General features: G+C 72.4%; 16 protein-coding genes and 1 other RNA gene. 9 read left to right on the forward strand and 8 right to left on the reverse strand.

The features are described 5' to 3' along the window. Positions 1-120 precede the first annotated feature (120 nt). From efeO to ACFRIC_RS08405, 4 genes are read left to right on the forward strand one after another with little or no spacing between them, the layout of a single operon-like run. A complete protein-coding gene (gene efeO / locus ACFRIC_RS08390) occupies positions 121-1257 on the forward strand; it encodes an iron uptake system protein EfeO (RefSeq protein WP_382781372.1) in 1137 nt (378 codons plus the stop codon). Positions 1258-1267: 10 nt separating this feature from the next. After that, positions 1268-2578, forward strand: coding sequence for an iron uptake transporter deferrochelatase/peroxidase subunit (gene efeB, locus ACFRIC_RS08395; RefSeq protein ID WP_382781375.1), 1311 nt, complete (start codon positions 1268-1270; stop codon positions 2576-2578). 2 nt (positions 2579-2580) lie between these two features. After that, positions 2581-3456 carry an iron uptake transporter permease EfeU gene (efeU, locus tag ACFRIC_RS08400; RefSeq protein ID WP_382781377.1) on the forward strand — a complete coding sequence of 292 codons (876 nt, stop codon included), beginning with the start codon at positions 2581-2583 and terminating at the stop codon, positions 3454-3456. Then, positions 3413-4426, forward strand: coding sequence for a hypothetical protein (locus ACFRIC_RS08405; RefSeq protein WP_382781380.1), 1014 nt, complete (start codon positions 3413-3415; stop codon positions 4424-4426). The genes efeU and ACFRIC_RS08405 overlap by 44 nt, the downstream gene beginning before the upstream one ends. A gap of 59 nt (positions 4427-4485) precedes the next feature. Here ACFRIC_RS08405 and ACFRIC_RS08410 read toward each other — a convergent pair whose 3' ends face one another. Next, the gene (locus tag ACFRIC_RS08410; RefSeq protein ID WP_382781382.1) at positions 4486-5220 is read right to left on the reverse strand and encodes a bifunctional DNA primase/polymerase; all 735 of its coding nucleotides are present in this window, start codon (positions 5218-5220) and stop codon (positions 4486-4488) included. A gap of 530 nt (positions 5221-5750) precedes the next feature. Between ACFRIC_RS08410 and ddaH the strand changes: the two genes are divergently transcribed. Continuing rightward, a complete protein-coding gene (gene ddaH, locus ACFRIC_RS08415) occupies positions 5751-6572 on the forward strand; it encodes a dimethylargininase (protein WP_382781385.1) in 822 nt (273 codons plus the stop codon). 1 nt (position 6573) lies between these two features. Here the strand turns inward: ddaH and ACFRIC_RS08420 are convergent, their stop codons facing one another. The 3 genes from ACFRIC_RS08420 to ACFRIC_RS08430 all read right to left on the reverse strand — a co-directional run bounded on the left by ACFRIC_RS08420 (position 6574) and on the right by ACFRIC_RS08430 (position 10208). Further along, positions 6574-7569: a small ribosomal subunit Rsm22 family protein gene (locus tag ACFRIC_RS08420; protein ID WP_382781388.1), complete on the reverse strand. Its 996-nt coding sequence runs from the start codon at positions 7567-7569 to the stop codon at positions 6574-6576. Between the two features lie 108 nt (positions 7570-7677). Next, the gene (locus ACFRIC_RS08425; protein ID WP_382781391.1) at positions 7678-8859 is read right to left on the reverse strand and encodes a serine hydrolase domain-containing protein; all 1182 of its coding nucleotides are present in this window, start codon (positions 8857-8859) and stop codon (positions 7678-7680) included. Next, complete coding sequence (locus tag ACFRIC_RS08430) at positions 8805-10208, reverse strand: multidrug effflux MFS transporter (protein ID WP_382781394.1); 1404 nt, start codon at positions 10206-10208, stop codon at positions 8805-8807. The genes ACFRIC_RS08425 and ACFRIC_RS08430 overlap by 55 nt, the downstream gene beginning before the upstream one ends. An 80-nt stretch (positions 10209-10288) precedes the next feature. Here ACFRIC_RS08430 and ACFRIC_RS08435 point away from each other — a divergent pair, with 80 nt between their 5' ends. Next, the gene (locus tag ACFRIC_RS08435) at positions 10289-11299 is read left to right on the forward strand and encodes a Gfo/Idh/MocA family protein (protein ID WP_382781397.1); all 1011 of its coding nucleotides are present in this window, start codon (positions 10289-10291) and stop codon (positions 11297-11299) included. A gap of 331 nt (positions 11300-11630) precedes the next feature. Here ACFRIC_RS08435 and ACFRIC_RS08440 read toward each other — a convergent pair whose 3' ends face one another. Then, entirely contained in the window at positions 11631-12908 is a 1278-nt protein-coding gene (locus ACFRIC_RS08440) for a D-alanyl-D-alanine carboxypeptidase family protein (RefSeq protein ID WP_382781400.1), read from the reverse strand. A 361-nt stretch (positions 12909-13269) separates the two neighbouring features. On the opposite strand from ACFRIC_RS08440, the gene ACFRIC_RS08445 reads away from it, so the two are divergent. Continuing rightward, the gene (locus ACFRIC_RS08445; protein WP_382781403.1) at positions 13270-14721 is read left to right on the forward strand and encodes an ABC transporter permease; all 1452 of its coding nucleotides are present in this window, start codon (positions 13270-13272) and stop codon (positions 14719-14721) included. Between the two features lie 91 nt (positions 14722-14812). Further along, positions 14813-15607 carry an ABC transporter ATP-binding protein gene (locus ACFRIC_RS08450; protein ID WP_382781406.1) on the forward strand — a complete coding sequence of 265 codons (795 nt, stop codon included), beginning with the start codon at positions 14813-14815 and terminating at the stop codon, positions 15605-15607. A gap of 83 nt (positions 15608-15690) precedes the next feature. Here ACFRIC_RS08450 and ACFRIC_RS08455 read toward each other — a convergent pair whose 3' ends face one another. Continuing rightward, positions 15691-16014 (reverse strand): nuclear transport factor 2 family protein, encoded by a 324-nt coding sequence (locus ACFRIC_RS08455; RefSeq protein WP_382781409.1) that lies wholly within the window; start codon positions 16012-16014, stop codon positions 15691-15693. 130 nt (positions 16015-16144) lie between these two features. Between ACFRIC_RS08455 and ACFRIC_RS08460 the strand changes: the two genes are divergently transcribed. Continuing rightward, entirely contained in the window at positions 16145-16690 is a 546-nt protein-coding gene (locus ACFRIC_RS08460; RefSeq protein WP_382781412.1) for a DoxX family membrane protein, read from the forward strand. Positions 16691-16710: 20 nt separating this feature from the next. Here the strand turns inward: ACFRIC_RS08460 and ACFRIC_RS08465 are convergent, their stop codons facing one another. Both ACFRIC_RS08465 and rnpB read right to left on the reverse strand, forming a co-directional pair. Beyond that, the gene (locus tag ACFRIC_RS08465) at positions 16711-17394 is read right to left on the reverse strand and encodes a hypothetical protein (RefSeq protein ID WP_382781415.1); all 684 of its coding nucleotides are present in this window, start codon (positions 17392-17394) and stop codon (positions 16711-16713) included. 465 nt (positions 17395-17859) lie between these two features. Next, an RNA gene (rnpB, locus tag ACFRIC_RS08470) (RNase P RNA component class A) lies at positions 17860-18273 on the reverse strand. Positions 18274-18322 lie beyond the last annotated feature (49 nt).

An 18322-nucleotide genomic window follows, 5' to 3' on the forward strand; every position in this document is an offset into this window, starting at 1 on the left:
TGAGAGGTGAATCACCGCACGCGTGGGTATCAGTGAGGCAAGCCTCAGATAAGTTAGGCCAGCCTCACCATGCCGAACGGGCCCCGCCGTGCGGCTTGTCCGACTTCTCTTGGAGCCTGCATGCGAGCCGTCCGACTGTCCGTTGTCACCGCTGCCGCCACCGCGGCCGCTCTGGCCGCCGTCACGGGTTGCACCCAGAAGAGCGACGCGAAGAACGGCGACGCGATCCAGGTGACCGCCGCGGACTCGAAGTGCGAGACCTCCGCCAAGACCGTGCCGGCCGGACAGGTCACCCTGAAGATCGAGAACAAGGGGTCCCAGGCCACCGAGGTCGAGATCGTCTTCCCCGACGACCGGATCGTCTCGGAGAAGGAGAACATCGGCCCCGGCACCAAGTACACGCTCACCGCCGAGGTCAAGGCCGGTTCGTACGAGATCGCCTGCCGCCCGGGGATGAAGGGCCACGGTGTCCGCCAGAAGCTCACCGTGACCGGCGGCAAGGTCGCCAAGCGCGACCCGCGCCTGGACAAGGCGGTCGCCTCCTACCGCGAGTGGGCGCAGTCCGAGGCCGACGCCACGCTCCCGAAGGTGAAGACGTTCGCCGACGCGATCAAGGCCGGCGACCTCGAGGCCGCCAAGAAGGCCTACGCCCCCTCGCGCGTCGGCTGGGAGAGCACGGAGCCCATCGCCGAGTCCTTCGGCGACATCGACCCCAAGACCGACACCCGCGCCGACGGCCTGGAGAAGGGCCAGAAGTGGACCGGCTGGCACGCGCTGGAGAAGGCCCTGTGGGCGGACAAGAAGATCGGTGACGAGCAGAAGGCCCTCGCCGACCAGCTCGTCACGGACCTGACCGACTGGCAGAAGCGCGTCGGCAAGGCCGAGATCACCCCGACCTCCATGGCCAACGGCGCCAAGGAACTGCTCGACGAGGTCGCCACCGGCAAGGTCACCGGCGAGGAGGACCGCTACTCGCACACCGACCTCAGCGACTTCAAGGGCAACGTCGACGGCGCGCAGAAGGCGTACGAGCTGCTCAAGCCGGTCGCCTCGGAGAACGACGCGGCGCTGACGGCGGAGCTCGACAAGCAGTTCGCCGCGCTCAACAAGCTGCTCGACACGTACCGGACCGACAAGACCTCGGACGGCTTCGTGTCGTACGACACCGTCGGCAAGGCCGACCGCAAGCAGCTCTCGGACGCGGTCAACGCGCTCGCCGAGCCCCTGTCCAAGCTCGCCGCCGCCGTCGTGAAGTAGGAGCAGCGCCATGACGGACACCCAGGACAGCACGAACGGCACGAACGGCGCCGACGCGGCCGAGCCCGCGCCCGCCGGCTCCGCGCCGACCCGGCGTTCCCTGATCGGCTGGGGCGGTGCCGGGCTCGCGCTCGGCGCCGCCGCGGCCGGGGGTGCCGTCGCGATGACCCGCGTCGGCAACGACGTCGACCCGGCCGGCGCCGACACCGGCGCGGCCGTCCCCTTCCACGGCGCGCACCAGGCCGGCATCGCGACCGCGGTGCAGGACCGGCTGCACTTCGCCGCGTTCGACGTGAAGACCGACGACCGCGCCGAGTTCGTCCAGCTCCTCAAGGACTGGACGCAGGCGGCCGCCCGGATGACCGCCGGACACACGGTCGGCGAGGGGGCGTACGGCGGTCTGGCCGAGGCTCCGCCGGACGACACCGGTGAGGCCCTCGGGCTCAAGCCGTCCCGGCTGACACTGACCATCGGCTTCGGTCCGTCGCTGTTCGCGAAGTTCGGTCTGGCGGACCGGCGGCCGGAGGCGCTCGTCGACCTGCCCGCCTTCTCGGGCGACAACCTGGACAAGGCCCGCAGCGACGGCGACCTGTGCATCCAGGCCTGCGCGGACGACCCGCAGGTGGCGGTGCACGCCATCCGCAACCTGGCCCGTATCGGCTTCGGCAAGGTCGCCATCCGCTGGTCGCAGCTCGGCTTCGGCAAGACGTCGTCGACGACCCCGGACGCGCAGACCCCGCGCAACCTGATGGGCTTCAAGGACGGCACCCGCAACATCGCGGGCACCGAGACCGCGCGGCTCGACAAGTTCGTGTGGGCCGACGCCAAGGACAACGGCGCGAACGCGGCCTGGATGACCGGCGGTTCCTACCTCGTCGCCCGGCGCATCCGGATGAACATCGAGACCTGGGACCGGACCTCGCTGCAGGAGCAGGAGGACGTCTTCGGCCGCGACAAGGGCGAGGGCGCCCCCGTCGGCAAGGCCAAGGAGCACGACAAGCCGTTCCTGAAGGCCATGAAGCCCGACGCGCACGTCCGGCTCGCGCACCCCGACTCCAACGACGGTGTGACGATCCTGCGCCGCGGCTACTCCTTCACGGACGGCACGGACGGTCTCGGCCGCCTCGAAGCGGGCCTGTTCTTCCTCGCCTACCAGCGGGACGTGCGCAAGGGGTTCATCCCCCTGCAGCGCAGCCTGTCGCGCTCCGACGCGCTCAACGAGTACATCCAGCACGTGAGTTCGGCGGTCTTCGCCGTTCCGCCCGGCGTCCGGGACAAGGACGACTGGTGGGGCCGGGCGCTGTTCTCCAGGGAGGCGTAGCCGTGTTCAGCAACTACCTGATCGGTCTTCGCGAGGGCCTTGAGGCCAGCCTCGTCGTCTGCATCCTCATCGCCTACCTGGTGAAGACGGGGCGTACGGACGCCCTGAAGCCGATCTGGGCCGGTATCGGCGTCGCGATCACCGTGGCGCTCGGCTTCGGCTGCGCCCTGGAGTTCGGCTCCCAGGAGATGACGTTCCAGGCCCAGGAGGCGCTCGGCGGTTCGCTGTCGATCCTCGCCGTGGGCCTGGTGACGTGGATGGTCTTCTGGATGCGGCGCACCGCCCGGCACCTGAAGTCCGAGCTGCACGGCAAGCTGGACGCCGCGCTCGCCATGGGCACGGGCGCGCTGGTGGCGACCGCGTTCCTGGCGGTCGGCCGGGAGGGCCTGGAGACGGCCCTGTTCGTGTGGGCGTCGGTGCACGCGGCCAGCGACGGCACACCCCGCCCGCTGATCGGTGTGGCGCTGGGCCTGGCCACCGCGGTCCTGCTCGGCTGGCTGTTCTACCGCGGCGCGCTCAAGATCAACCTCGCCAAGTTCTTCACCTGGACCGGCGGCATGCTGGTCGTCGTCGCCGCGGGCGTGCTCGCGTACGGCGTCCACGACCTCCAGGAGGCCGACTTCGTCCCGGGTCTGACGAACCTGGCCTTCGACATCAGCGGCACGATCGACCCGACGAGCTGGTACGGCACCCTGCTGAAGGGCGTCTTCAACTTCCAGCCCGACCCGACGGTCCTTCAGGTCACGGTGTGGGCGCTGTACTTGGTCCCGACGCTCACGATCTTCTTCGCCCCGGTAGGGTTCGCCTCCGGGAAGAAGAAGGTGAAGGCACCTGATGAGCAGGCATCACACGGGTCGCAGCCCTCGAAGGCCTCGTAGTCTCGGCCGTCTCGCCCTGGGGGCGACGACGGTGACCGCGCTGTTGGGGGCGGCGAGCGGCTGTGTGGTGGTGCACGGCGAGCGGGAGGTGGTCCCGGCCACGAGCCGCGCCGAAGCCGCCCGTGCGCTGCGGGAGTTCACCGCCGCGTACAACAAGGCGGACGCGACGTACGACCGTTCGAAGGACGCGGACCGGGTGACCGGTCCGCTCGCGGACATCGACGGCGCCAAGCTCAAGGCCGGGCACCTCACCAAGCCGGGCGGCAATCCCACGCATTCGGCGCTGACGTTCGACGACGCCGAGTTCTCGATCCCCGCCAAGGCCGGCTGGCCCCGCTGGTTCGTGGCGAACGCGACCGCGAACAAGGGCCTGGCGGGCAGTCGCTGGCTGCTCGTCTTCACCCGGGACAACGCCCGTGAGAAGTGGCAGGCCTCGTACCTGACAGTCCTCGGGGCCGGTGACGTACCGAAGTTCGCGACGGACGAGGGCGGCTGGGCGCAGCCCGTCGCCGCCGACGACGCGGCGCTGGCGGTCGCGCCGCGACAGCTCGGCCGGTCGTACGCGACGTATCTGAAGGACGGTGGCGACACCTTCGCCGCGGGCGTGCACACCTCGCAGTGGCGGGCCCAGCGGGAGAAGTTCGCGACCCGGCCCGGCCTCGCCCGGCAGTACATCGACGAGCCGCTGACCTCGGGCGACTACGCGCCGGTCGGGCTGCGCACGGCGGACGGCGGGGCGCTCGTGTTCTTCGCCACGCACCGCTTCGAGAAGGAGACCGCCGCCGCGGGCACCGAGATCCCCTCGCCCACCCCGGACGTGCAGGCCCTGACGACCGGTGAGGTCAACCAGTCGCTGACCCTGGAGTTCGTCTCCAACCAGGTCGTCCTCGACCCGCCGCAGGGCGCGGGCCGGGGGCAGGTGTCCGTCCTCGGACGGGTGGAGGGGCTGACGGGCGCCAAGGGCGAGTAGGCCCCGCCCCACGCCGCGCCACGCCACGCCACGCCACGGACGGCTCCCCGCGCGGCGGCTCAGCCCCGGTGGGGCCAGGCGGCGAGCTGGTCCGCGCCGTTCTCCCCGGCGTAGCGGGCGCACGCGTCGGTGAGGGTCTCCAGGAGCGTGAGCGGGTCCGGCAGCGGATGCTCGGGGCCGCGCACCCAGTCGACGCTCAGACCGCCGGGGAGCTGGGCCGGCGGTACGAGGACGTACGAGCCGCGGCAGTGCCAGCGGAAGCCGGGGTGTTCGTCCATCGTCTCCGGGTGGCAGTCCAGCTCGCACGGCCACCACTCGTCCTCGTCCTCGGGCGTACCGCGGGTGAGGGTGAAGAACAGCATGCGGCCGTCGCCGGTCTCCGCGACGGGGCCGACCTCGATGTCGGAGGCGAGCAGGCGCTCCAAGGCCTCGCGGCCCGCGTCCAGGGGGACGTCCAGGACGTCGTGCACCATGCCGGTCGCGGTGATGAAGTTCGCCTTCGGCTGGTGCCGGGCCCAGCGCTCGATCTGGGCGCGGTCGGTCGTCGACTGTGTCTGCCAGGCGAAGGAGACGGGGTGGCGCGCGGGCGTGGGACAGCCGACGCGGTCGCAGGAACAGCGGTAGCCGGCGGGGTACGCGGCCTGCGCGAGCGGCAGCCCCGCGGCGGCGGCGGCGAGCAGCAGGGCCTCACGGCCGTCGGCGGTCGTCTCCGCCGGGGCTTTGGGCCGGTCTCCGCGCAGCCACTTCGAGAACCTGTCCCACGCGCCGGAGCGGCTGCCGAACTCTGCGCTCATCTATCCCCTCGCCTGCCTCGCCGTAGGGCGACTCGTCCTCGCCCCATCGTCCCACCATCCTGGGCTCCGGGTGGCCGGAGCCGACAACCGGGGTAGGTGGGGCGATGCGCCCGCCAGACCCTGATCAGGTGTTATTGCATGATTAGGGGTGATTTCACGGGTGCCGGGCCGAGGCCTGACCGGTGCGGGGAGTAGTCGTCCGGCGCGTCCGCGTAGCCGCACGAGACCGACGCCACTCCGGCGGGGAGGGCGGTCCCGGCGGACGGGACGGGGCGGTCCCGGCGGACGGGGTGGGCCGTGCCGGTGGACGGGACGGGGCGGTCCCGGCGGACGGGGTGGGCCGTGCCGGTGGACGGGACGGACCGTCTCCGGTGCACGGGCGGGCGGTCCCGGTGGACGGCGGTGGGCCGTGCCGGTGGGCGGCGTGGGAGCCGTTCCTGCGGACACCACCCGCACGCCTCCCGCTCCCGGGGCCGGGCGCACCGCACCATGAGCATCAACTGCCCCTGCGGTTGCGTAAGGAGCCTTCCTTGCACCCTGTCCGCCGCGCCACGCCCCGGCGCTACCTCATGTGCCCACCGGTGCACTTCGACGTCACGTACGCGATCAATCCGTGGATGAACCCCGCCAAACCCGTCGACGTGCCGCTCGCGCTGGCCCAGTGGGAGGACCTGCGCGACCGCTACCGCTCCCTCGGCCACTCGGTCGAGGAGCTCGCCCCGCGTCCCGGCCTGCCGGACATGGTCTTCGCGGCGAACGGCGCGACGGTCGTGGACGGCCTGGTGCTGGGCGCGCGGTTCGCCTACCCGCAGCGCGAGGCGGAGGCGGTGGCGCATCTGGAGTGGTTCCGCGCCCGCGGCTTCGGGCAGGTCCGCGAACCGGAGCACGTCAACGAGGGCGAGGGCGACTTCGTCGTCACGGGGTCGTACCTGCTCGCGGGCCGGGGCTTTCGCGCGAGCCCGCTCTCGCACGGGGAGGCACAGGAGTTCTTCGGCCGCCCGGTGATCGGCCTGGACCTCGTCGACCCGCGCTACTACCACCTGGACACGGCACTGGCCGTCCTCGACGACCGCGCCGACGAGATCATGTACTACCCGCCCGCGTTCTCCCCCGGCAGCCGCGAGGTCCTGCGCCGGTTGTTCCCGGACGCGCTGACCGCCTCGCCGGAGGACGCCGCCGCGCTGGGGCTCAACGCCGTCTCGGACGGTCTGCACGTGCTGCTGCCGCAGGAGGCGGCGGGCCTGTTCGAGCCGCTCCGGGAACGCGGCTTCGTTCCCGTCGGCGTCGACCTCGGCGAACTCCTCAAGGGCGGCGGAAGCGTGAAGTGCTGCACGCAGGAGCTGCGGCCCTGATTCAGGAGGCGTCCTCGGGCGGCGGCCAGGCGTCGCCCCACTCGGCGTCGCGGGCCGCCTTGTACAGCGGCCCGTGGCGCTTGGTGACCGTCTGCCGGCGCAGCGCCTCGTCCGGCTCGCACAGGTCGAGCAGGACCTGGCCCTTGCGGATCTGCGGTTTGCGCACGACGCGGGAGGGCGCCGGCTCGGGCGGGAAGCGGGTCGCGGCGACGTAGCTGAACTTCTCGTCCTCGTAGGGCAGGGAGCCGCCCTTGACCTGGCGGTGCAGCGAGGAACGGGCGACCCGCGCGGAGAAGTGGCACCAGTCCTGGCCGGGGACGATCGGGCAGGACGCGCTGTGCGGGCAGGGCGCGGCCACGTGGAAGCCTGCGCCGATCAGGCGTTCGCGGGCGGCGAGGACCCGGGTGTAGCCGTCCGGGGTGCCGGGCTCGATGATCACCACCGCCCCGGCGGCGCGCGCGGCCGCGTCCACGACCGAGGCGCGGTCGTCCTCGGTGAGCTCGCCGAGGACGTACGAGACGGTGACGAGATCAGTGCTCTCGATGGTGAGCGCCGCTCCGATACGAGAGCGCTGCCACGCGGCGCCGCGCAGCTCCGGGTTGGCGTCGGCGATCTCCCGGCCGAGCGCGAGGGCCGGCTCGGCCCAGTCGAGCACGGTCACCGGGCGGACACCCTCCCAGGTCGCGTTGACCGCCCAGGTCGCCGCGCCGGTGCCGCCGCCGACGTCCACATGGCTCCCCGGCGCCCAGCCGGGCACCGTGTCCGCGAACGCCTCCAGCGCCGCGGACACCGCCTCGAACGTCGCGGGCATCCGGTACGCGGCGTACGCGGCCACGTCCGAGCGGTCCCGCAGGATCGGCGTGTGGGTCGGGGTGGTCCCCCGGTAGTTCGCGATCAGCCGCTCGACCGCCTGCGCGGCGGCCTTCGGCGGCAGGCCGTCGAGCAGTCCAGCGAGGGCACCGCGCAGGAGGTCGGCGGAGGGTACGGGGGCGTTCACGGCCCGATTCTCTCAGGTGCCGCGCATCCCCCCGAACCGGCCGGCGGTCCCCCGGAGGCGCCACCCCCCGCCGGCCGGCGCCCTCCCCCGTACCGGCCGGGCGCCCGCTCAGGTGCCGCGCACCGCCCGCCGCAGCCGGGTGGCCGCCGCCGCGCGGGGCGCGTTGTCCGCCGGACGGCGCCGGGGATGGACCGTGTTGGCCAGCAGGACCAGGAACGTGTCCGTCGCCGGGTCCAGGACCAGCGAGGTACCGGTGAACCCGGTGTGGCCGGCCGCTCCGTGGCCCGAGAGGGTGCCCATGAACCAGGGCTGGTCGATGGCGAACCCGAGGCCGGGCGGGGTGAGGAGGAGTTCGACGAAGTCGGGACCGAGGATGCGCGCGGGGCCGTACGAGCCGCCCGCGAGCAGGGTGCGGCAGAAGACCGCCAGATCCCGCGCGGTGGAGAACAGCCCGGCGTGCCCGGCCACCCCGCCGAGCGCCCAGGCGTTCTCGTCGTGCACGACGCCCCGCAGCATGCCCCGGTCCGCCTTGGCCCACGGCCGCCGCTGGTCCTCGGTGGCCGCCGCGCCGGGGCAGGGTCCGAAGGTGGTGGCGTTCATCCCGAGCGGGCGGGTGATGCCGTCCCTGACAAGGATGTCGAGCCCCCGGCCGGTGACGCGTTCCAGCACGTACTGCAGGAGGAGCAGGTTGACGTCGGAGTAGCGGTACTCGCCCGGCTTCGACGAGGGGGCCTCGGCCCGCAGCAGCGCCAGCCGGGCCGTGTCGTCGGGGCAGTCGTACAGCGGGAGCTCGGGGCGCAGCCCGGAGGTGTGGGTGAGGAGCTGCCGTACGGTGATGCCGTGTTCGCGGGCCGCGCGGAACTCCGGCAGGTACGCGCCGACGCGCGCCTCGATGCCCAGCGTGCCGCGCTCCAGTTGCTGCACCGCGGCGACCGCCGTGAACAGCTTGGTGAGCGAGGCCAGGTCGAAGGGCGTGTGCACGGTCATCGGCACGCGCGCGTGCGGCGGCAGCTCGACGCCGGTGCCCTTGGCCTCGTCGTGCGCCGCGTACCGCACCGCCCAGCCGGCCGCCTCCTCGACGGCGATGACCGGGCCCCGCCCCGCGACGACCACCACGCCCGCCGTCCACGGGTCGGGCCCGCCGGTGAGGGAACGGACCTCCTGGACGAGCCCGCGCAGTTCACCGGCGTCGAGTCCGGCGCGTTCCGGCGTACCGTTCCGCAGTCTTGGTGCGCTCAGTTCCCCGCCCCTTTTCCGTTCGAAGTGCGTCCCGTCCGCCGGGGACGGCACAGTCCCACGAAGCAGGCGACGGCCACCGACGCGGCCACCAGTTGGACGACGGCCATCGGGACGGCGGTGTGCTCGCCCGCGATGCCGACGAGCGGTGAGGCGACCGCGCCGACGAGGAAGGAGGTGGTGCCGAGCAGCGCGGAGGCGGATCCGGCCGTGTGCCGTACGCGCATGAGGGCGAGGGCCTGGGTGTTGGGCAGGGCGAGGCCCATGGCCGACATCAGCACGAACAGCGCGGCGGCGACCGGGGCGAGCCCGACCGGGCCGAGGACACCGGTGGACATGAGCAGCAGCGCGGTCGCGGCGAGGACGACGAGGGCGAGGCCGGTGGCGAGGACCTTTTCGAGGGCGACCCGGCCGACCAGCAGTTTGCCGTTGATCTGCCCGGCGGCCACGAGGCCCACGGAGTTCACGCCGAACAGCAGGCTGAAGGTCTGCGGGGAGGCGCCGTACAGGTCCTGGATCACGAACGGGGAGGCCGAGATGTAGGCGAAGAGGGCCGCGAAGGTGAAGCCGCCCGCGAGCATGTACCCGGTGAACACACGGTCGGCGAGCAGCCGGCGCATGGCGTGCAGGGCCTCGCCGACACCGCCGCCGTGCCGGTCGGCGGGTTCGAGGGTCTCGGGCAGTTTCGCCCAGACGAGGGCCGACAGCGCGATGCCGACGGCGGTGAGGACGACGAACACGCCCCGCCAGTCGGTGAAGCGCAGGATCTGTCCGCCGATGAGCGGGGCGACGACCGGGGCGACGCCGGAGATCAGCATCAGGGTGGAGAAGAAGCGGGCCATCGCGACGCCGTCGTACAGGTCGCGCACGACCGCGCGGGCGATCACGATCCCGGCCGCGCCGGCGAGTCCCTGGACGAGGCGGAAGGCGACGAGGAGGCCGATGCCGGGCGCGAGGGCGCACAGGGCGGTGGCGAGGACGTAGACGGCGAGACCGGCGAGCAGCGGGCGCTTGCGGCCCCACCGGTCGCTCATCGGCCCGACGACGAGCTGTCCGAGCGCCATGCCCGCCAGGCACGCGGTGAGCGTGAGCTGCACGGTGGCGGCCGGGGCGTGCAGGGAGCCGGTGACCTCCGGCAGCGAGGGAAGGTACATGTCCATCGCCAGCGGGGGCGTGGCGGTGAGGCCGCCGAGAACGAGGGTGACGAGGAGCCCGGTGCGGTGCGGGCCGCCGGGTCCGGCGTGCGCCCGCGCCTCGGCGCCGGCCTTCGCCCCGGCGGACGGGGTGCCGGCGGCCGGAGCCGATGCCTCGGCGGCCGCCGGCGCTGTGCCCGCGGTCGCTGCCTCCGGTATATGCCCTCGCGGGCCTTCCTGGTCCCGCGCGGTGCGGCCACGCTCGGGCATGTGCCCCCCTCTCGGAAAGATGCGGCCCCTATGCTCTCAGTTCGAACAGCGGGTTCGGAGTCACGGATCAAGGGGCGGGCATGACGGGCGAGCGTGAACGCGTGCGGTGGGGGATTCTGGCGACCGGCGGGATCGCCGCGGCGTTCACGGCGGACCTGGTGGACATGCCGGACGCCGAGGTGGTGGCCGTCGCCTCACGCTCGGACTCCTCGGCGCGGGCGTTCGCGGAGCGGTTCGGGATTCCCCGGGCGTACGGGGACTGGGCCTCGCTCGCCGCGGACGAGGACGTCGACGTCGTGTACGTCGCCACTCCGCACTCGGCGCACCGGGTGGCCGCCGGGATGTGTCTGGAGGCGGGGCGCCATGTGCTGTGCGAGAAGGCGTTCACGCTGAACGCGCGGGAGGCCGGGGAACTGGTCGCCCTCGCCCGCGGGAGCGGCCGCTTCCTGATGGAGGCCATGTGGATGTACTGCAATCCGCTGGTCGTGCGGCTGAAGGCGCTGGTCGACGACGGGGTGATCGGCGAGGTGCGCACGGTGCAGGCGGACTTCGGTCTGGCCGGGCCGTTCCCGCCCTCGCACCGGCTGCGGGATCCCGCTCAGGGCGGTGGCGCGCTGCTGGACCTGGGCGTGTACCCGGTGTCGTTCGCGCAGTTGCTGCTCGGGGAGCCCTCGGACATCGCCGCGAGAGCGGTGCTCTCCGAGGAGGGCGTCGATCTCCAGACGGGTGCGCTGCTCTCCTTCGAGAGCGGTGCTCTGGCTTCGGTGCACTGCTCCATCAACGGCGGCACTCCCGTCGCCGCCTCCGTCACCGGCTCGGCGGGCCGCATCGACATCCCGGGCGGCTTCTTCTTCCCGGACCACTTCGTGCTGCACCGCGACGGCCGCGAGCCCGAGACCTTCCGCGCCGACCCCGCCTCCGGTCCCCGCACCAGCCTCAAGCACGAGGCGGCCGAGGTGATGCGCGCCCTGCGCGCCGGCGAGACCGAGTCCCCCCTCGTCCCCCTCGACGGCACGCTCGCCGTGATGCGGACGCTCGACACGATCCGCGAGCACATCGGCGTCCGCTACCCCGGCGAGGCGAAGGCGTAGCGGCCCGCACCCGGCCGGCGGCGGACCGGTCCCGACCGGCGGCGAACCGGACGCGACCGGCGCGCACGTACGCCGGAGCCCGGCGGTTCACCACGGAATGGCAAACGCCGCAATCCACACATACGGAAGCTGACTCTCCGGACCATATAAGCCGTTGGTGCGCTTATGCTCGTCATCTCCCCATCAGGGCTTCACAGTTGGAGCACACGGCTTCGGTAGACCACGGTCCACTCCGAGGGGGAGGTGGCAGCCGCTCCGCCGCCCGGGTGGGGGCCGACCTCGCGCGGGACCGCGAGGCGCGCACCGGACCGCGGAGCGGCTGCCCCCGTCGTCAGCCCCGGCCGCCGCCGTCCGCCTCGGCCGACTCCACGGCCGGATCCGCAGCCGTCTCCACGACCGCAGCCGCACCCGTCTCCCGCGCCGGACCCCCGGCCGTCTCCCGGGCCGGCTCCGCCGCCCGCTCCCCGGCCGACCGGCGCGCGCGGGCGCGCAGCGCGAGCGCGCCGCCCGCGAGGAGCGCCACCGCCGCCCCGGCCCCGCCGATCAGCCCCCACGGCGCGCCGCCGTCCTGCCCGGAGGCGGCCGCAGCCGGAGCGCCCGCCGCCGCCTTCGCCGCCTTGCGCGTGGGCTTCGCGCTCGCGCCGCCCGCGCTGAGCGGATCGACCAGCGTCCCGACCGGCTCGGCGTTCGCTCCCTTGCCGAACCCCCAGTCGAGGAGCCGCGCCGTCTCCTCGTAGACACCGTTGCCGCCGCTCTTGGGGTGCATCACCGTGACGAGCAGCGTCCGTCCGTCGCGGGTCGCCGCGCCGGTGAAGGTGTTGCCGGCGTGACTGGTGTAGCCGTTCTTCACCCCGATCAGACCCTCGTACGGCTTCATGCCCCACGCGCCCGTCAGCAGGCGGTCGGTGTTCTGTATCTGGAAGGTCTTCTTGCCGCCGGCGGGGAAGTCGGCGGTCCTCGTCGAGCAGTAGCCGCGGAAGTCGGCGTCCGCGAGCCCGTGCCGGGCGAAGAGTGTCAGGTCGTACGCGGAGGAGAGCTGGCCCTTGTGGTCGAAGCCGTCGGGGCTGACCACGTGGGTGTCGAGGGCCTGGAGGTCCTGCGCGAGCGCCTGCATCTCGGCGACGGTGGCCTCGATGCCGCCGTTCATGTGGCTGAGCACGTGCACCGCGTCGTTGCCGGAGCGCAGGAACACGCCCTGCCACAACTGCTCGACGGTGTAGGTGATGCCGGGCTTGATCCCGACGAGGCTGGAGCCCGCGGGGACGTCGGCTATGTCGGCGTCGACCACCTTGTACGTCCGGGCGCGCTCGAACTTCTTCAGGACCGTGTCCGCGAACAGCATCTTCAGGGTGGAGGCGGGCGCGAGACGCCGGTGGGCGTTGCACGCGGCGAGCACCTCGCCCGTGGTGAGGTCGGCGACCAGCCAGGAGCGGGCCGTGAGGTGCTCGGGCAGCCCCGACGCGCCGCTCACCTGTATCCCGGCACGGGCCAGCCGCTCCCCGCCGATCGTCGTCGTGGCGTACGCGGTCGCGGCCGTCGCGGCGGCGAGGGGGACGGCTGCGGCGAGGCCGAGAGCGGCACGGCGGGAGAGCCCGGAAGAATCACGCATCCCGGGACCGTACAAAGTCCGTCCGGGAAGCCCGACAGCGGGGTGACAAAGAAAAGCACCGGCGCTTCCAAAGCGGCGGTAAACAAGCCACGCGAGAACACGGCCGCCCGCCGGCACCCGCGGGCGCTCCCCTCCCCCGACGCGCGCGGGCGGGCGCCCGAAAGCCCGTCTCCGGGCCAGTCAACAGGCGTTTCCTGGCAAAGAGCCCTCGAAAGCCTGGGAATGGACTGTCTGACCCAATATTGATTCCCGCGTGCCGATTCTCAGGCCTCACACATCCCTCGCTCAGCCCGGCGCAAAGGTTCCTCCCTAGCTTGTGACTGCGCCCACAGGGGGGCGCCAAGAACCTTTGAGGAACGGGATGTTTGGCATCTATCTCAAGCGTGAGCTGAGCCGGCGCAAGAAGGCGGCGCTGGTGATCGCCATGGGTCTGGCGCTCGGTATCGCGCTGGTCATCACCGTCAACTCGGTGTCGGCCGGCATGCAGCAGGCTCAGGAGAAAGTCCTGAAGTCGCTGTACGGGCTCGGCACGGACATGACCGTCACCAAGGCGCAGGCGGCGCCGTCCGCCAACTCCTCCGGCCGCCCGAAGTTCAACTTCGACGCCAAGTCGGACAGCTCCACGTCGCAGAGCTCGGACCGGGTGATGACTCAGGGCGGACAGACGCTGAAGTCCTCGCTGGTCACCGAAGTGGCCGCGCAGAAGGGCGTGTCGAGCGCGGTCGGCTCGCTCAGCCTGAACGTCGTCAAGGTCGACGGCTCGTTCACCCAGGGCAAGGCGAAGTCCTCGACGTCGAACCAGGGCGGCCCCGGCGGTCAGGGCGGCAGCACCGGTATGCCTCAGGTCCAGGGCGGCGGCGCCTCCTTCGACGTGAACTCCTACTCGGTCGCCGGCGTCGACGTGAGCCACCAGGCACTCGGCCCGCTGGCCACCTCGAAGATCACCACGGGCAGCACGTTCACGGCCGAGCAGAGCTCCGCGAAGGTCGCGGTGATCAGCAAGTCGTACGCCAAGGAGAACAAGTACAAGGTCGGCTCGACCCTCAAGATCTCCGGCAAGAAGTACAAGGTCATCGGCATCGCGACGCCCGACAGCAGCGAGTCGACCACCGACGTCTACCTGCCGCTGAAGCAGGCCCAGACGCTCGGCGACGCCAAGAACAAGGTCACCACGATCTACGTCAAGGCGACCGACTCGAAGCAGATCGCCACGGTCAAGTCGACCATCCAGAAGAACATCGCCGGGACGACGGTCACCACCTCCGCCGACCTCGCGGACACCGTCTCCGGCTCGCTGTCCACCGCCTCGAACCTCGCCACGAGCGTCGGCAAGTGGCTGTCCATCGCGGTCCTGGTCGCCGCGTTCCTGGTCGCCGCGCTCCTCACCTCCTCCGCCGTCTCCCGCCGGGTGCGTGAGTTCGGCACGCTGAAGGCGCTCGGCTGGCCGTCCCGCAAGGTCACCCGCCAGGTCGTCGGCGAGTCGATCGTGAACGGCCTGCTCGGCGGCGCCCTCGGTATCGCCCTCGGCCTCGCCGCGGCCTACACCGTGACCGCGATCAGCCCGAAGCTGACGGCCGAACTCGGCTCGACCGGCTCCACCGGCGGCCCGGGCGGCCCCGGCGGCGGCGGTCCCGGCGCGGCGGCCTCCGCGGCCAAGAACACCGTCGACATCGCGCTGTCCGCGCCGGTGTCGGTGACCACCATCGCGCTCGCCGTGGGCCTCGCCGTCACCGGCGGTCTGATCGCCGGCGCGATGGGCGGCTGGCGCGCCTCCCGGATGCGCCCGGCGGACGCGCTCCGCAGCGTCTCCTGACCCACCCCCGGGCACACCCCACGAGTCGGGGCGCCGCGTCCACTCCCCCCGGGCCGCGGCGCCCCACCCCCTTCATCCTCGGAGAACCCTCATGTACAAGCTCACCGGCGTCACCAAGCGCTACACACGGGGCAAGGACACGGTCGAGGCGCTGCGAGGCGTCGACCTCACCATCGAGGACGGCGACCAGCTCGTCATCCAGGGCCCCACGGGCGGCGGCAAGTCGACGCTGCTCCAGATGATCGGCGGGCTCGACCGGCCGACGTCCGGTTCGGTCGAGCTGGACGGCGTGGACCTCGGCGGCATCAGCGAGGCGAAGCTGACCCGGCTGCGGGCCGAGAAGATCGGCATCATCTTCCAGTCCTTCAACCTCATCCCGACGCTGACCGCGCAGGAGAACGTCGAGACCGCCCTCGTACCCCTCGGGGTCAAGCCCGCCGAGCGGCGCGAGCGTGCCGCGGAGGCGCTGCGCTCGGTCGGTCTCGGCGAACGGCTCACGCACGTCCCCACCGAGCTGTCGGGCGGTCAGCAGCAGCGCGTGGCCATCGCCCGGGCCCTGGTCAAGAAGCCGAAGGTGCTGCTCGCCGACGAGCCGACCGGCAACCTCGACGAGGGCACCCGCGACGACATCATGGGCCTGCTCGAAGGGCTGTGGCACGAGTACGGGCTGACGTTCGTCATGGTCACCCACGACTCGTCGATCGCCCGCCGCGCGCCACGCCTCGCGACCATCAAGGCGGGGCAGATCACGCTGACCGAGCAGGGTGCCCGCCGGGCCGTCACCGAGCGGGCCGGACACCCGGCCCCGCAGCGGCAGTTCACGCCGCAGGAGTACGCCCAGGCGCAGTACGCGCCGGAACAGTACGGGGCCGCCCAGGGCCACTGAGCCGCGCGGCGGCCACTCCCCGCTCCACGCTCCCCGCGCCGAACGGGCCGCGCACCGGACCTCGGTGCGCGGCCCGTCGGCGTTCACGCCTGGCCGGTCTCGAAGCGGCTGATCCTGCCGCCGTCGACGGTGAAGCTCCACCTGGTCTTCATCTCGCCCCAGGTGTCGTTGCGGTACCGCACGAGGAGGGAACGGCCCGCGTCGGACTCGTTGTCGACCTCCATGTGGCCGCGCGAGGAGAAGATCTCCCGGTCGGTCCAGTCGGCGAGGTCGCGGTCGGAGCCGTCGTCCGACATGGTGGCGCCCGGTGCGAGAAGGGCCTCGAACGCGTCCCGGTCATGGGCGTTCACGGCGGTGACGAACGCCCGGACGACCGGGTCGCTGAGGCGCGTCGGCTGAATGGTCATGGGAGTCACCCTCACACCGGCTCCCCGCACCCGCCACCCGAACGGCCGCCCGGGGCCGCCGGGCCGCGCCGATCGGTGCGACGGTGGACACCCGGGCAAACCGCTGCCGCCGTCTGGACTGGGAGTCACCGTGACCTGTATCGACCGGCGTGATCTGGGGCTGCTGCTGATCCGTCTGAGCACCGGCGGCGTACTGGCCGCGCACGGAGCGCAGAAGCTGTTCGGCTGGTTCGGCGGCGGCGGCATCGAGGGCACCGGGCAGGCCATGGAGGCCATGGGGTACGCGCCCGGAGAGGCGAGCGCCAGGGCCGCCGGCCTCGCGGAGGCGGGCGGCGGCACCCTGCTGATGCTGGGCCTCGCCACGCCCGCGGCCGGTGCCGCGGCGGCCGGCGCGATGGCGGGCGCGGCGGCCGTGCACGTACCGAACGGGTTCTTCGCGCAGAGCGGCGGCTACGAGTACACGGCCTCGCTCGGCCTCGCGGCGGCGGGCCTGGCGGTGGCGGGCCCGGGCCGGCTGTCGCTCGACCATCTGATGGGCCACACGGTGAACCGGGGCTGGATGGTGCCGGTCGCCCTGGGCACGACGGCCGCGGTCACCGCGGTCGTCGTGGGCGTCCGGAACAGGCGGGTGCGCGTGGCACGGGAGGGCAAGCAGGAGGCCCTGTTCGAGGAGTAGGGGCAGGTGAGACGGCCGTGTCAGGACAGGGCCGCGTCGCCCAGGCCGCCGTAGAAGTAGCTTGCCGACTCCTCTCCGGACTTGGTCATCACGCAGGTGATGCGGATCTGGTCCTGTCCGGAGATGTCCACCGAGAGGTCCTGGGCATCGCTGGAGCGGAAGGACAGCGGCTTGCCGATCGGGTTGCCCGCCGCGTTGCTGACCTGGATCGAACCCAGTGATCCGATCGCGTTGGGCGAGTCGGCCAGGATTCCCACCTTCGCGCTCAGCCGCTTGTAGCCGCTGGTGCTGTAGACGGCGCTCCCGCCGGCGCTGGTGCATCCGAGCCGGACACTCTTCGCGTAGTGCGCTCCGCCCATGGTCACGGGCTCGACCGTCGCGCCACCGTCACCGTCGATCACGTCCCGCTCCGCGAGGTAGACGGAGGAACCGGGCGCGGGTGACTCCGCGCCCGACGACTGCTGCCCGGTGTCCCCGGGCTCCGGGGTGGCCTCCGCGGTCGGGTCGGACGCGGGCGTCGCGGTGACCGTCGCCGTCGCCGTGACGGTCACCTCCGGCTTCGGGGTGTCCGCCTGGACGACCGTCTGCCGCCCGCCGAAGAACCCCGCCGCGACGGTGGCGGCACAGATGCACAGCAGCTCGAACCACTTCGGAATGACGCCGAACCGGCGCCGAGCACGCCGTTCCTGTTTGGTGAGATCCATTCCCGCCCCCTGTGTGTCGATCGTTCCGGCCGGGCCGGGAGCCGACGTCGTCGCGTCCCCTCAGACCTTGTTCGAGGTACGCGGAGGGAGAACGACGGAGGACGCCGGCCGTGTGCGATGGGTATGGAGGCGTCCTCGGCCCACCGAGTTCACGTGTCCCCCTGGCAGCACAGCGCGCTCGGCAGTTCCTCGACCTCACAACCGCAACCACAGTAGGGAGCGCGCGGGCAGATATGCCTCAAGTACGCAGTTCCTGTTGTCGGCACGGAAGCGCGAGGCATTCGGAGGGCACCCGGTTCGAGCACGCGCCCTCGTCGCGCGCCCGCCGGCGCCCCCCTTTCGGGCACCGCGGGTCACGGCATCGCCTTCGGGAACGCGGGGCACGGCACCAACGCACCGCGGTCGGGGGAACCTCGACACCAAAAGGCCCCGGCCAGGTCGTTCACCTGGTCAGGGCTGGAACGGCAGACGAGTCGGGCTGTACGCCGGGTTCTGTCGCCCGGTCGCCTCACGGCGGCCGGGGAGACGGCCATCCATCTAGGGCCGGCGTTGCCGCCGGCCTCGTGCGGTCTACCCGCGGACTCGGGCGGGCAGCCCTCGAACGTCCGCGCAGAGCCGCCTTCCCTCGCGGGAGAGCGGCTCCTCTTGACCTTGCTCCGGGTGGGGTTTACCTAGCCGCCTGAGTCGCCTCAGGCGCTGGTGGTCTCTTACACCACCGTTTCACCCTTACCGCGAACCGGAGTTCGCGGCGGTCTGCTTTCTGTGGCACTGTCCCGCGGGTCACCCCGGGTGGCCGTTAGCCACCACCCTGCCCTGTGGAGCCCGGACGTTCCTCGGGAAGGTCCGCAAGGACCTCCACGCGGCCGTCCGCCCGGCTCGTCTGCCGTGCCGACCATGGTACCGGGCGGACGGGGCGCCGGGGACCGGC

This window comes from Streptomyces sp. NPDC056738 (assembly GCF_042790435.1).
Classification (GTDB): Bacteria; Actinomycetota; Actinomycetes; order Streptomycetales; family Streptomycetaceae; genus Streptomyces.